Annotated in this window: 17 protein-coding genes; 11 read left to right on the forward strand and 6 right to left on the reverse strand. The window is 77.8% G+C overall.

What is annotated here, in order from left to right:
- Position 1: 1 nt before the first annotated feature.
- Positions 2–418 carry a DUF2256 and DUF3253 domain-containing protein gene (locus WDV85_RS11795; RefSeq protein WP_339570794.1) on the forward strand — a complete coding sequence of 139 codons (417 nt, stop codon included), beginning with the start codon at positions 2–4 and terminating at the stop codon, positions 416–418.
- Positions 419–475: 57 nt separating this feature from the next.
- Here WDV85_RS11795 and WDV85_RS11800 read toward each other — a convergent pair whose 3' ends face one another.
- A complete protein-coding gene (locus WDV85_RS11800; protein WP_339570795.1) occupies positions 476–895 on the reverse strand; it encodes a hypothetical protein in 420 nt (139 codons plus the stop codon).
- Positions 896–1112: 217 nt separating this feature from the next.
- Here WDV85_RS11800 and WDV85_RS11805 point away from each other — a divergent pair, with 217 nt between their 5' ends.
- From WDV85_RS11805 to WDV85_RS11840, 8 genes are all read left to right on the forward strand, one after another.
- Positions 1113–1829, forward strand: coding sequence for a TetR/AcrR family transcriptional regulator (locus tag WDV85_RS11805; protein WP_339570796.1), 717 nt, complete (start codon positions 1113–1115; stop codon positions 1827–1829).
- A gap of 79 nt (positions 1830–1908) precedes the next feature.
- On the forward strand, positions 1909–2394 hold the full coding sequence (locus tag WDV85_RS11810; RefSeq protein ID WP_339570797.1) for an Asp23/Gls24 family envelope stress response protein: 486 nt from the start codon (positions 1909–1911) through the stop codon (positions 2392–2394).
- Positions 2391–2756 carry a hypothetical protein gene (locus tag WDV85_RS11815; protein ID WP_339570798.1) on the forward strand — a complete coding sequence of 122 codons (366 nt, stop codon included), beginning with the start codon at positions 2391–2393 and terminating at the stop codon, positions 2754–2756. The genes WDV85_RS11810 and WDV85_RS11815 overlap by 4 nt, the downstream gene beginning before the upstream one ends.
- 94 nt (positions 2757–2850) lie before the next feature.
- The gene (locus WDV85_RS11820) at positions 2851–3030 is read left to right on the forward strand and encodes a DUF2273 domain-containing protein (RefSeq protein WP_339570799.1); all 180 of its coding nucleotides are present in this window, start codon (positions 2851–2853) and stop codon (positions 3028–3030) included.
- Positions 3023–3472, forward strand: a complete 450-nt coding sequence (locus WDV85_RS11825; RefSeq protein WP_339570800.1) for an Asp23/Gls24 family envelope stress response protein — start codon at positions 3023–3025, stop codon at positions 3470–3472. Before WDV85_RS11820 ends, WDV85_RS11825 begins: the two co-directional genes overlap by 8 nt.
- Positions 3469–4086 carry a DUF6286 domain-containing protein gene (locus WDV85_RS11830; protein ID WP_339570801.1) on the forward strand — a complete coding sequence of 206 codons (618 nt, stop codon included), beginning with the start codon at positions 3469–3471 and terminating at the stop codon, positions 4084–4086. The genes WDV85_RS11825 and WDV85_RS11830 overlap by 4 nt, the downstream gene beginning before the upstream one ends.
- A complete protein-coding gene (locus WDV85_RS11835) occupies positions 4083–4670 on the forward strand; it encodes a hypothetical protein (RefSeq protein WP_339570802.1) in 588 nt (195 codons plus the stop codon). The genes WDV85_RS11830 and WDV85_RS11835 overlap by 4 nt, the downstream gene beginning before the upstream one ends.
- Positions 4671–4827: 157 nt before the next feature.
- The gene (locus WDV85_RS11840) at positions 4828–6213 is read left to right on the forward strand and encodes a GntP family permease (protein WP_339570803.1); all 1386 of its coding nucleotides are present in this window, start codon (positions 4828–4830) and stop codon (positions 6211–6213) included.
- 29 nt (positions 6214–6242) lie between these two features.
- Here WDV85_RS11840 and WDV85_RS11845 read toward each other — a convergent pair whose 3' ends face one another.
- The gene (locus tag WDV85_RS11845; protein ID WP_339570804.1) at positions 6243–6686 is read right to left on the reverse strand and encodes an OsmC family protein; all 444 of its coding nucleotides are present in this window, start codon (positions 6684–6686) and stop codon (positions 6243–6245) included.
- Between the two features lie 158 nt (positions 6687–6844).
- The gene (locus tag WDV85_RS11850; RefSeq protein WP_339570805.1) at positions 6845–8305 is read right to left on the reverse strand and encodes a phospholipase D-like domain-containing protein; all 1461 of its coding nucleotides are present in this window, start codon (positions 8303–8305) and stop codon (positions 6845–6847) included.
- Positions 8306–8587: 282 nt separating this feature from the next.
- Here WDV85_RS11850 and WDV85_RS11855 point away from each other — a divergent pair, with 282 nt between their 5' ends.
- Positions 8588–9487 carry an alpha/beta hydrolase gene (locus tag WDV85_RS11855; RefSeq protein WP_339570806.1) on the forward strand — a complete coding sequence of 300 codons (900 nt, stop codon included), beginning with the start codon at positions 8588–8590 and terminating at the stop codon, positions 9485–9487.
- A gap of 171 nt (positions 9488–9658) precedes the next feature.
- Here the strand turns inward: WDV85_RS11855 and WDV85_RS11860 are convergent, their stop codons facing one another.
- The 3 genes from WDV85_RS11860 to WDV85_RS11870 all read right to left on the reverse strand — a co-directional run bounded on the left by WDV85_RS11860 (position 9659) and on the right by WDV85_RS11870 (position 11784).
- Positions 9659–10186 (reverse strand): hypothetical protein, encoded by a 528-nt coding sequence (locus WDV85_RS11860; protein ID WP_339570807.1) that lies wholly within the window; start codon positions 10184–10186, stop codon positions 9659–9661.
- A gap of 40 nt (positions 10187–10226) precedes the next feature.
- The gene (locus WDV85_RS11865) at positions 10227–10817 is read right to left on the reverse strand and encodes a hypothetical protein (protein WP_339570808.1); all 591 of its coding nucleotides are present in this window, start codon (positions 10815–10817) and stop codon (positions 10227–10229) included.
- 100 nt (positions 10818–10917) lie between these two features.
- Complete coding sequence (locus WDV85_RS11870; protein ID WP_339570809.1) at positions 10918–11784, reverse strand: TrmH family RNA methyltransferase; 867 nt, start codon at positions 11782–11784, stop codon at positions 10918–10920.
- A gap of 125 nt (positions 11785–11909) precedes the next feature.
- Between WDV85_RS11870 and WDV85_RS11875 the strand changes: the two genes are divergently transcribed.
- Positions 11910–12767 (forward strand): alpha/beta fold hydrolase, encoded by an 858-nt coding sequence (locus tag WDV85_RS11875; RefSeq protein WP_339570810.1) that lies wholly within the window; start codon positions 11910–11912, stop codon positions 12765–12767.
- Positions 12768–12857 lie beyond the last annotated feature (90 nt).

Here is a 12857-nt window from a genome sequence, read left to right on the forward strand (position 1 = left end):
CGTGAGCCGCAGCACCAGCCGCAGCGGGCGGGGGTCGGCGCGCGACGCCCTGCCCACGAAGCCCTGCGCGGCGTGCGGGCGCACCATCACCTGGCGCAAGGCGTGGGAGCGCGACTGGGACGACGTCCGCTACTGCTCCCAGCGCTGCCGCCGCGCGGGCGCCGACCCGGTGGGGAGCGACCTCGAGGCGGCCGTCCTGCGCCTGCTCGACGCGCGGGCGCCGGGGGCGACGATCTGCCCCTCGGAGGCCGCGCGCGCCGTCGGCGGCGAGGACTGGCGCCCGCTCATGGAGCCCGCGCGCGCCGCCGCCCGCCGCCTGGCCGCCGCGGGCGAGGTGGAGGTCACCCAGCGCGGCAGCGTCGTCGATCCCTCGACGGCGCGGGGGCCGGTGCGGCTGCGCCGCGCGGCCCGTCCCTGAGGGCCTCCGCGGCCGGCTGGTGGTCCCGCCCTCCGCCGCCGGCCCGCCGCGGAGGGCTCAGCCGTCGGCGCCCGGCGCCGCGCCGGCCGCGGTGTCGTCGGCGGGCGAGAGGCCGTGGTGGCGGTAGACGGCGAGCACGTCGTCGGGCCCCACGTGCTCGACGTCGCCCGCGACGGGGGAGGCCTCGACGGCCGCGGTCGTGACGGCGAGGTGCAGGCGCGCGCCCTCGGTGCGGGCGCCGACCAGCGGCACGAGGCGCTCGCCGTCGGGCACCGCCACGAGCGCCAGCTCGGCGCGGCCGGTGTGGTCGTCCTCGAAGACCGCGAGGACCGGACCGACCTCGTGGCCGTCGACGTCGACAGCCGTCGTGGCCCGGTCGGTGTCCTCGTCGGTGTCCTCGTCGGGGGCCGCGTCGGCGGGCTCGTCGGCCGCGGGGGCGGCGGCCTCGTCACGGCCCTCGGTGCTCGGTGGCGCCACGGTGCCTCCTCGTCCGGCGTCTGCTCGTCTGCGGCGCTGCCCCCGTCCGGACGTCGTCCGGCCCCGCCGATCATCACCGCCGACGGGCGGGGGCGCGCGCGGGGGAGGACGATCGGCGCCCGGAGCACGCAGCCACCCCGGCGCGGTCGGGCGACGGCGCGCGGGCCGAGGTCCTCAGGGGCCGTCAGCACCAGCAGCAGCACCCGGAGGAGGAGCGGTGGTCGACGGCGAGCCGACGGCGGAGCGCGCGGGGGCCACCCGGCGCCGCCCCGGGCTCTCGCGCGCCGCCGTCCTCGACGCCGCGCTCGAGCTGGTCGACCGCGGCGGCCTCGCCCAGCTCTCCATGCGCCGGCTCGGCGCGTCGCTGCGCGTCGAGGCGATGGCGGTCTACCGGTACGTGCGCAGCCGGGAAGCCCTCCTCGACGGCCTCGTGGACCGGGTCATGGACCAGCTCTACGCCGACCCGGCCGTCCTGCTCCAGGAGGGCGACGACTGGGCGGACTTCCTGCGTCGCGTCGCCGACGGCGTCCGGCGGGTCGCCCGCCAGCACCCGCAGCTCTTCCCGCTCATCGCCACGCGACCGCCCGCGGCGCCGTGGATCCGCCCGCCGCTGCGGAGCCTGCGCTGGGTCGAGGGCTTCCTCACGGGCCTGCAGTCCCGCGGCTTCTCCGAGGACGGCGCCATCTACGCCTACCGGGCCTTCGCGTCCTTCCTCGTCGGCCACCTGCTCCTCGAGGTGTCGGCGCGGGGCGTGGACCCGGTGCCGGCGGAGCCGACGGGCCCGCCGCCGCCCGACGTCGACCTGTCGGCCTACCCCGAGCTGCAGCGGCTCGCGCCCCGCCTGGCCGTCGAGGACCTCGACGAGGAGTTCGCGCACGGGCTCGAGGACCTCCTCGAGCGCATCGGGGAGCGGGCTCGGCTCGCGCGCCCCTGAGGGCCGGTCTAGCGTCGTCGGCGCAGGGTCCATACGGTGTAAACACGTCCGCGGTCGCCGCGGGGAGCAGGAGCCCGACATGAGCGAGAAGTCGCCCGAGCGCAGCACGTCGTCGACGAGCGCCACCACCTCCGCGCAGGGCGCGGCGTCGCCCAGCGCCCTCGTCACGAGCCAGGGCCGCACGTCGATCGCCGACGGCGTCGTCGCGAAGATCGCCGGCCTGGCCGCCAAGGAGGTCACGGGGGTGCACGCGCTCGGCGGTGGCGCGGCCCGCGCCATCGGCAGCATCCGGGAGCGCATCCCGGGCGGCCGCACGAACCACAGCCAGGGCGTGGCCGTCGAGGTCGGCGAGCGCGAGGCCGCCGTCGACATCGACCTCATCGCCGAGTACGGCGTCGCCATCGCCGACCTCGCCGCCGGCGTGCGCCGCAACGTCATCGGCTCGGTCGAGCGCATGACGGGGCTGAAGGTGACCGAGGTCAACATCGACGTCAACGACGTCCACCTCCCCCAGGAGGACGACGCCGACGACGACGCCGAGCCCGCCCCCTCGCGGGTCCAGTGAGCACCGCCCCGGGCGCCGCCCCCGGCCCCGAGCCCGACCTCGCCGAGGTCGTGCGCGACGCCGTCCTGGCGGCGCCCGGGGTCGTCGCCCTGCACCCCGGGCCCTTCGGCGAGGTCGGCACCTACCTGCCGGGCCGCCGGGTGGCCGGCGTGCGCATCACCGAGGACGAGGTGGAGGTGCACGTCGTCGCGGCGCTCGACCGGCCCGTCGCCCACACCTCGGCCGCCGTCATCGCCGCGCTCGCCGACCTCCCGCCCTCGACGGGCCTGGCCGACCGGCCCGCCCACGTCGTCGTCGGCGACGTCGCCGACCCGGCCGAGGCGGCGGCGCAGCCCGCCCTCCCCGCGGGCTCGGGCGGCTGACCGGCGCCCGCGCCGCCCGCGCCCCCGCCCGCACTGCTGATCGATCCCCACCCGGACCGGCCTCCCGCCGGGTCCCTCCCCTCCCGGAGATGCCATGTCCCCCGCCGTGACCGGCCTGCTCGTCGGCCTGCTGCTCGCCCTCGTCGCCGCCCTCGGCGGCTTCGGCTACTTCCTCCTCGCCGTCGTGCTCGGCGCCGTCGGCTGGGTCGTCGGCGCCGCCGTCGACGGCCGCCTCGACCTGGGCGCGCTGGTGCGCGGCCGCGGTCGTGGCTGAGGCCGGCGCCGCGCGGGACGCCGGAGGATGGGGCGCCACGACGGGCGCCCCCGGCGGGGCCGAGGGCCGGACCGACGACGGGGCCGCGGACCGCGGCGGCCTCGTCATCGCCGACCGGGTGCTCCAGCGGATCGCCGTCGTGGCCGCGCGCGAGGTCGACGGCGTCGCGCCCGACGACGGCGGGTCCGGCCCCCTCGGTCGGCTCTTCAGCTCCGGCTACCCCGCGGTGGAGGTCGACCAGGCCGGCTCGCGCGTCCGGGTCCAGGTCGACGTGGCCACGCTGTGGCCGCGCCCGGCCGCCCAGGTCGCCGGTGGCGTCCGCGACGCCGTGGCGCGCCGGCTCGGCGAGCTCGCGGGCGTGCGCGTCGACGCCGTCACCGTCACCGTCCGCGACGTCGTCCGTCGGCGTCCCCGGCAGCAGCAGGAGGCGAGGGTCCGATGAGCGGCACGACGCAGCAGACGCGCCCCCAGCAGCCCCGTCAGCAGTCTTCCCAGCAGCAGGGCGGAGCCGGCGGCGGGCGCGAGCCCATGCGCGCCGCGCCCGAGCGGACCGGCTCGGGGGCGGTGCCGGTCGTCGGCGTCCTGCTCGCCCTGTGCCTGCTCGCCCTCGCGGTCGCCCTGGTGCAGCACGCGCTCGTGGCGCTCGGCGTCATCGGCGGGCCGGCCTGGCCCCAGGTGCTCGTCGAGGGCGTCCGCGGCACGGCTCCCGCCACGTGGATGGTGCCGGTCGGCGTCGTCCTCGCCCTCCTGGGGCTGTGGCTCGCGCTCCGCGTGGCCCTCGGGCGCCGCACGCGCTCGGAGGTCCGCCTCCGCTCCCGCACCGCGGTGTCGGTGGAGCCGCGCGACCTCGCGCGCCTGGCCTCCAGCGCGGCCCGCGACGTCGACGGCGTCCTCGGCGCCCGCTCGTCGGCCGACCGCCGCAAGGTCGTCGTCCGCGTGCAGACGACGGGTGAGGCGTCGACGCCCGGCGCCGTCCAGCAGGCGGTCGCGAGCCGGCTGCGGGCGGTCGAGCGCCAGCCGTCCGTCCGGGTCCGGGTCGAGGGGGGTGACCGGTGATCAAGCGCAGCGTCCTCGGCGTCGACCGCCTCGCCGCCTTCGTCGCGGGGCTCCTGCTCCTCGTCCTCGGCGTCGGCATGGTGCTCTGGTGGGGCGGCTGGCTCTCCTCGCTGTGGCCGCGCGCCCCCCAGGAGCTGACGCTCCAGACGGCGACCGACGCCTTCGAGGCGTCGTGGTGGTCGGGCGCCGCCCTCGGCGCGGGCGTCGTCCTGGGGCTCCTCGCCCTGTGGTGGCTCCTCGCGCACCGCACGCACCGCGGCGTGGGCCCGGTCAGGCTCGAGGGCTCCGGCTCCTCCGGCGAGCTGCTCCTCGACGGGTCGGCGGCGGCGTCCGCGGCCTCGGGCGCCCTCGAGGACGTGCCGGGGGTGCGGGCGGCCCGCGGCAAGCTCGTCCGCGACCGCGGGAAGCTCGTCGTCGAGCTGACGGCCGTCGTCGAGCCCACCGCCGACCTCGAGCGGGTGGTCGAGGGCTCGGAGGCGGCGCTCGCCGACCTCGGCGCCGTCCTCGGGCGGCCCGACGTGCTCGCCCGGGTGCGCCTCGACGTCGCCCGTGACGCGCGCGGCAGCGAGCCGCGCGTCCACTAGCGCACCGCTCCTCCCGCCCCGCGGCCCGCTCGCGCCCCGTGCGCCGGCGGGCCGCGGGGCGTCCGGGTGTGGTGGGGTGGCGCCCGCCGGTGCGACCGCACCGGCAGCGCCGACGCCGGCGCGGGCGGCGCCCGTCCGGCTCTGGAGGGGGACGCCCGTGGAGACCATCGACGACTGGACGCAGACGTTGACGGCAGGTCCGCTGCTCGCCATCGCGGCGGCGGCGATCGCCGTCCTGCTCGTCCTCATCATCGTGTTCCGGGTCCACGCCTTCCTGGCGCTGATCCTCGTCAGCCTGGCGACGGCGTTCGCCACCGGCATCCCGCCGCAGTTCCTCATCTCGTCCTTGACGGCGGCCTTCGGCTCCACGCTCGCGAGCGTGGCGCTCCTCGTCGGGCTCGGGGCGATGCTCGGGCGCCTCGTCGAGGTGAGCGGCGGCGCCCAGTCGCTGGCCGACAGCCTCATCGGCCGCTTCGGCGAGCAGCGCGCACCGCTGGCGCTCGGCATCACCTCGCTCGTCTTCGGCTTCCCGATCTTCTTCGACGCCGGCCTCGTCGTGCTGCTGCCCATCGTCTTCACGGTGGCGCGCCGCCTCGGCGGCGGCGTGCTGCGCTACGCGCTCCCGGCGGCCGGCGCCTTCTCGGCCATGCACGTCCTCGTGCCGCCGCACCCCGGGCCCGTGGCCGCCACCGCGCTCATCGGGGCCAACGTCGGCCTCGTGCTGCTCATCGGCCTCGTCGTCGCCATCCCGACGTGGTTCCTGTCGAGCTACGTCTTCGGCCTGTGGGTCGGCAAGCGCTTCGTCCTGCCGGTGCCGAGCATCCTCGGTGAGGCGAGCGACGAGGCGGAGGCGAACCCCCCGTCGCCCGGCACCGTGGTCGGGCTCCTGCTGCTGCCGCTCGTGCTCATCTTCCTCGAGACGGGCCTCAACACCCTGGCCACCTCGGGCGTCGTCGACAGCGACGCCACGTGGGTCGCGGTGCTGCGCGTCTTCGGCTCGACGCCCGTGGCGCTGCTGCTCACCGTCCTGCTCGCGAGCCTCGTCCTCGGCACCCGCCGCGGTCGCGCGAAGGAGGACGTCGAGAGCCTCCTCAACTCGGCCCTCGGCCCCGTCTGCGCGATCATCCTCATCACCGGCGCCGGCGGGATGTTCGGCGGCGTCCTGCGCACCTCGGGCATCGGCGACGCGCTCTCGGACACCCTCGCCGACGTCGGCCTGCCCGTCGTCGTGGCGGCCTTCGTCATCGCGACGCTGCTGCGCGTCGCCCAGGGCTCGGCCACCGTGGCGCTGACGACGGCCGCGGCCCTGGTGCAGCCGGCCGTCGCCGCCGGCGACTACAGCGCCGTGCAGCTCGTCGGCGTCGTCATCGCCCTCGCGGCCGGCTCGGTCGTCCTCAGCCACGTCAACGACTCGGGGTTCTGGCTCGTGGGCCGCTTCCTCGAGATGGACGTCAAGACGACGCTGAAGACGTGGACGGTGCTCGAGACGCTGCTCGGCCTCGTCGCCTTCGCGCTCGCGGCAGTCGTCTTCGTCATCGGCTAGCGCCACCGGCAGTCCCCGGGACGGGGCGCTCAGGACTCGAGCGCGGCGTCCAGGGAGATCTCGACGCCGGTGAGCGCCTTGCTGACCGGGCAGCCCTGCTTGGCCTTCTCGGCGGCCGTGGCGAAGCCGTCGGCGTCGAGGCCGTCGACCTCGCCGCGGACGCGCAGGACGATGCCCGTGAGGCGGAAGCCGCCCGCGGTCTCGTCCGGGCCGAGCGAGACGTCGGCCGTGACCTCGAGGCTCTGCGGGGTGCCGCCGGCCTCGGCGACGAAGGCGGACAGCTGCATCGCGTAGCAGGCCGAGTGGGCCGCGGCGATGAGCTCCTCGGGGCTCGTCGTGCCGCCGGCGTCGTCCGCCGCGCGCTTCGGGAACGAGACGTCGTAGGTGCCGACCTTCGAGCTGGAGAGCTCGACCTGGCCGGAGCCGTCCTGCAGGCCGCCGTTCCAGGCGGTGCGAGCGGTGCGCGTGGGCATGGGACCTCCGAGGGGGGCGGGCGCCGGGCTGCTCCGGCGCCGGTCGCGGTGACGTGCACGAGCGGCAACACCCTCGTCGCCCCCGGCGCTTCCCGCGCGCCGGAGGCCCACCCGACCGGGTGCGCGCGTCTCCGGCGCTCCAGGACGGGCCGCGGCGCCTACTGCAGCGCCGAGGTGAGCCGGGCGAGGTCCTCCAGGACGCGCCGACGCCGGGGCCGGGCCGCCCACTCCTCCTGGGTCAGCAGGTGGCTCACCTCGCGACGGCCCCCCTCGGACGCCCGGACGGCCGCCGCCGGGCCCTCGCCCCGGACGACCAGGGAGATCTCGAGGTCCAGCTCGAAGGACCGGATGTCCATGTTGGCCGAGCCGAGCATGACGACGTCGTCGTCCACGGTGATGTGCTTGGCGTGCAGCACCGTCGGGGCCGGGTAGAGCCAGATCTTCACCCCCGCGGAGAGCAGCGCGTCGTAGTACGAGCGCTGGGCGCGCGTGACGAGGGCCTTGTCGGCGATCTCGCCGGTGAAGAGCTCGACCTCGACCCCGCTCAAGGCCGCCGACGTCACGGCGTGCAGGAGCGACTCGTCGGGCACGAAGTACGGCGTCGTGATGCCCACGCGCCGCTGGGCGCCGCTGACGAGCGCCGTCGTCATCCGCAGGGCGCTCTGGCGGTCCAGCCCGGGGCCGCTCGGCACGACCTGGACGAGGTCGTCACCCGCGGGAGCGGGCGGCCGGTCGGCGAGCGGCGGCGGCTCGCCCGCCTCGCTGCGCCAGTCGGCGGCGAAGACGGCCTCGACCGCGGCGACCGCCGGACCCTCGAGGCGCACGAGGGCGTCCTGCCACCGCAGGCCCTTCCGCTGGTTCGAGCGCTTCTCGTAGCCCGGGTCGATGAGGTTCAAGGACCCGACGAGCGCCACCTCGTGGTCCACGACGACGGACTTGCGGTGGTTGCGCAGGTCGGGCCGCTGGTACCGGCCGTGCAGCGGCTGGACGGGCAGGCTGTAGCGCCACTCGACGCCGGCCTCGTCGAGCGCGCGCCGGGCCTCCTTCCACCCGGGGTAGGGGACGCTCCCGAGGTGGTCGGCGAGGACGAGCACGCGCACTCCGCGCCGGTGGGCCCGCACCACCGCGTCGACCACCGGCCTCGTCGTCTCGTCGAGGGCTAGCGTGTAGAACTGCACGTGGAGGGTCTCCCGGGCGCCGTCGACCGCCTCGGTGAGCGCCCGCACCTGGTCCTCGATGCCGAGGACGACGTCGACCCGGCCCCCGCGCAGCACCGGGGACGCGCCCAGCGTCGCCATGAGGCGCGTGAGGCTGCTGAGCCACGGCGGCCCGGGGTCGCGGACCACGAGGTCCTCGGACTCCGACGCCCCCCGGGCGAAGCGCTCGCTCGCCCGCCTCTGGTGCTCGCGGCGCTCGGCGGGGAGCTTCGCGCGCCCGATGACGAGGTAGACGAGACCGCCCACCACCGGCAGGAAGAGGATGGCCATCAGCCACGCCAGCCCGGAGCTCGGCAGGCGGCCCCGGGGCACGGTGAGGAGCGCGACCACGCGGATGACGAGGTCGACGGCGAAGACCACCGCCGCGACCTGCGCGGGCAGCGAGAACAGCTCGACGAGCACGGGACCCCCTCGCGCGGGCGGCGAGGTGCCGCCCGGAGGGGGCCACGCTGCCGCACGCCGGTGGTCGTCGCCCGTCCGCGCCCCGGACGGGCGCTGGGCGTCCCGGTCGCCCGGGTCGGGGCTGCGGGGTGCCGGTGCCGGCGCCCCCGGGGGAGGATGCGGCCCGCGCCCGGAGGAGCCCGGAGCCGCCACCGGCCGGCCGAGGGGCAGGTCCCGGGCAGGGCGGTCCGCCGTCGCCGCGCGCCGCGTCGTCGCCCGTCCCGCCGACCCCCGGAGCCGTCCGTGCACCTGCCCGAGCCCGTGGTGCCCGAGTCGCTGGTGCCCGCCGCCCTGCGCGTCCTCCGCGCCGCGGCGCCCTACGCGAGCGCCGAGGCGGCGCGGGCGGAGGTGCGCGCCCTCGACGTGCGGCCGCACGCCTACGGGCCGCCGCGGCGGCTGCCTCGCGGCGTCACGGTCACGGCGTCGCGCGCCGGCGGCGTCCCCGTCCACACCGTGGCGCCCGCGGACGGGCCGCCCCGCGTGCGGGTGCTCTACGCGCACGGCGGCGGCTGGGTGCACGAGATCAGCCGGTGGCACTGGTCGCTCGTCGCCCAGCTGGCCGTCGAGGCGCGCGCGGCCGTCACCGTCCCGATCTACCGGCTGCTGCCCCACGGCAGCGCGCGGGAGGCCGTCGACCTCGCCGCGGGGCTGGTCGAGCGCCTGTCCGCCGCGGGGGACGGGGTCGTCCTGGCCGGCGACTCCGCGGGCGGCCAGATCGCCCTGTCGACGGCCCTGCACCTGCGCGACCGGGGGGTCCGCGACCTGCGGACGGTGCTCGTGTCCCCGGCGCTCGACCTCACCGTCGCGAACCCGCGGATCCCCGACGTCGCGCCGTCCGACCCCTGGCTCGCCGTGGAGGGCGTGCGCTGGCTGGCCCAGGCCTGGGCGGGCGACCTGCGGCTGCGCGACCCGCGCGTCAGCCCGCTGGAGGGCGACCTGGCCGGGCTCGGGCCGATGCTCCTGCTCACGGGGACCCGCGACATCCTCAACCCCGACGCCCACCTGCTGGCGGAGAGGGCCCGCGCGGCGGGCGTCGACGTCACCCTCCTCGAGCACGAGGGCGGGCTGCACGTCTTCCCGCTCCTGCCGACCCGCAGCGGCGCGCGGGCCCGCCGGAGGATCGTCGAGGCCCTGCGCGGCTGAGACGTCGACGGGGCGTCAGCCGGCGGCGACGTCGAGGCTGCAGCCACCACGGACCTCTCGTCCGACGGCAACCTCGATGTCGCGGTCGTCGAGATGGAGGCTGTGGTCACGATCAGGGCCTCCCGGTGACCACAGGCTCCATCTCGCCGGGTGCGGGAGGTGCCCGACCGGTCACGGCGCCTCCGGCTCGGGCCAGTCCGCGAGGTGGCCGAGCCACGCCAGCGCCAGCCACGGCCCGGTGACGGTCGCCGTCGCGCCGGGGCCGACGACGTCGAGGGACCAGCGCGCGCTCGCGCGGCGGCGTCGCCTGTAGCGGTCGTGGCACGTCGCCGAGGTCACGACGAGCTCCGCGAGGGGGAGCGCGCGACCGGTCGGGTCGTCGAGCGGGGCGAGGGACGCCGAGCGGCCGTCCACGCGGAGGGTCTGCGGCCCGAGCGCGGGCCGTGGCAGCCACGGCGCGGACCCGTGGACGGTCAGGGCGCCACCGAGGTGCAGCTGCTCCCGCGGGTCCTCCGGAACGCGGGGCCCGGCGCTGGGGGGCTCGACGTCGACGCTGCTCGCGGACGCCAGGGCGACGGCGAGGCCGAGCGCCGTGAGGGCCCACCCACCGAGGACGAGCTCGACGGGCGTGCGGTCGACGTGCCAGGGGACGACGTCGACGACGAGGGGCGGGCGTCGCCGCCGCCGTCCCGCCGTCACGGCTGTGCGGCACCGCCCCGCGACGGCCGGTCGCGGCGCCTCACCCCGCCTCGCCCGCGCCCGTCGTCCGGATGTGCGGCGTCGTCAGACCCGACGCCTCGGCGGCCCTGCGCCGGGGCGGCTGCGCCCGCTGGTGGCCGGCCAGGAGGTCCTCGAGCCGGCGCAGGGCCAGGTAGGCGCCCGTCGCCAGGGCCACCGGGGCCGCGAGCCCGGCGAGCTGGGTCAGGCCGAAGACCCAGGGCGCGACGCCGACGCTGCTGACGAGCCACACCACCTCACTGACGGCGCCGAGGGAGGCGCCGGCGACGACGAGGACGGCAGCGGGGGACCGCAGCCACTCCCGGCGCACCCTTGTGGGCGCCGGCGCCGCGGCAGGGACGGGTCCGGGACGCAGCAGGTGGGCCTCGAGGCGCCGCGCGAGCCGGTACGCGCAGACGACCGCGAGCGCGGCGCCCGCCGTCGCGACGACCCAGACCAGCACCTGCGCCCAGGGGCGCACCGCGCCGTCGCCGTCCACGGCCACCGGCAGGGCGTAGACGTAGCCGACGCAGGCCCACGCCGTCGCGCCGGCGGTGAGGGGCAGCGCGAGGCGCCGCGGGGCCGGCGCTGCGTCGCCGTCTGCTCGAGCCACGGCGCATCCTCGCCCCGAGGGAGGCCGTCCGTCAGCCCTGTCCTCGGACGGGTCAGTCGGCGCCGGGCGCCCGGCGGCGTCGGAGCGCCGCCCCGAGGCCTCAGCGCCGCCGCGGGAACCCGCGCTGGCGCGCCACCTCGTAGAGCGCGACGCCCGCGGACGCGGCGGCGTTGAGCGAGGACGCCGCGCCGCCGATGGGGATGGCCGCGACGTGGTCGCAGGCCCGCCGCCACGCGGCGCTCATGCCCGTGGCCTCGGTGCCGACGACGAGGACGACGGGGCCGGTGAGGTCGAGCGCGTCGAGGTCGGCGCCGCGGTCGTCGTCGGGAGCGGCCTCGTCGGTGCCGACGACGCGCAGCGGGACGCCGCGCTCGCGGTGGCGCGCCACCCACGCCAGCACGTCCGCGGGGGCGGGCACCGCGACGACGGGCAGCGCCAGCGCCGAGCCCGTCGAGGCCCGCAGCGCGCGGGAGTCCGTGGGGTCCGCGGCCCGCCCGCAGACGACGACGCCGTCCGCCCCGAGCGCGTCCGCCGAGCGCACGGCCGAGCCGAGGTTGCCGGGGCTCGCCGGCCGGTCGAGCACGAGGACGAGCGCGTCGGGGCCCACGGGGATGCGGTCGAGGTCGTCGGGCGCCGTCCGCGCCACGAGCACGAGCTCGACGCCGTCCTCGCCCTCCTCGGCGTCCTTCTCCGCGAGGACGGCGAGCAGCTCCGGCGCCATGCGCGCCCGGACGGCGCCGGGGTCGGCGCGGTCCCACACGTCCTGCGCCCAGGGGGACAGCCGCCGGTCCAGCGGCGCGAGGACGGCGGCGAGCGGCCAGTCCCGCTCGACCGCCACGGTGATGGGGCGCACGCCCTGGACGAGCATCTCCCCGGCGCGGTGGCGCTTCGAGCGGTTGCCGCGCAGCGCCTCCCACTGCTGGAAGCGCGCGTTGCGGGTGGTGATGCGCAGGACGTCGGCGGGCACGGGAGGAGGGTCCCAGACGCCGCTGCCCGCGTCGTCGCCCGAGGTGGCGACCGCTGGGCGTGCGACCCCAGCCGTGCGGTGCTGGGGTCGGGGCACCCGACCCGCGCGCACGGAAAGGACCCGCCATGCCGAAGCTGCTCGTCGCCCGCGACGACCGCACCGACGTCGAGATCTGCTACGAGGACCAGGGCACCGGCCGGCCGGTGGTGCTCGTGCACGGCTGGCCGCTGTCGGGTCGCTCGTGGGAGGCGCAGGTGCCCGCGCTCGTCGGCGCGGGCCACCGCGTCGTCACCTACGACCGCCGGGGCTTCGGCGACTCCTCCCGCCCGTGGCACGGGTACGACTACGACACCCTCGCCGCCGACCTCCACGCGCTGCTCGAGCACCTCGACCTGCGCGACGCCGCCCTCGTCGGCTTCTCCATGGGCGGCGGCGAGGTCGTGCGCTACCTCGCCCGGTACGGCACGGAGCGCGTCTCGCGCGCGGTGCTCGCGGCCGCCGTGCCGCCCTACCTCCTCCAGACGGACGACAACCCCGACGGCGGGCTCGACGAGGCGACCATCGCGCAGTTCGAGGAGGGGGTCGCCACCGACCGCCCGGCCTTCCTCGAGACGTTCGTCGAGAGCTTCTTCACGGCGGGCGACGAGGTCGTCGTCAGCGACGCGCAGCGCCGCTTCGCCTGGACGCTGGCGCAGGCGGCCTCGCCGCGGGCCACGCACGCGTGCGTCGCCGCCTTCGGCCGCACCGACTTCCGCGACGACGTCCGCGCCCTCGACCTGCCGCTGCTCGTCGTCCACGGCGACAGCGACGCCGTCGTGCCGTTCGAGGTGAGCGGCCAGCGCACCGCCGAGATGGTCGAGGGGGCGCAGCTCGTCGTGGTCGAGGGCGGCCCGCACGGCATCAACGCCTCGCACCCGCGGGAGTTCAACCGCGCGCTGCTCGACTTCCTCGGCGGGGAGACGACGGCGGCGCGCGCGAGCTGACGGGCCGGCGGCCCGCAGGACGCGCGGAGGGCCCCCGCCCCGACCGGTGCGGTCGGGGCGGGGGCCCTCGTCGTCCTGCTGAGTGGTGCT

Source organism: Pseudokineococcus sp. 5B2Z-1, assembly GCF_037482305.1.
Classification (GTDB): Bacteria; Actinomycetota; Actinomycetes; order Actinomycetales; family Quadrisphaeraceae; genus Pseudokineococcus.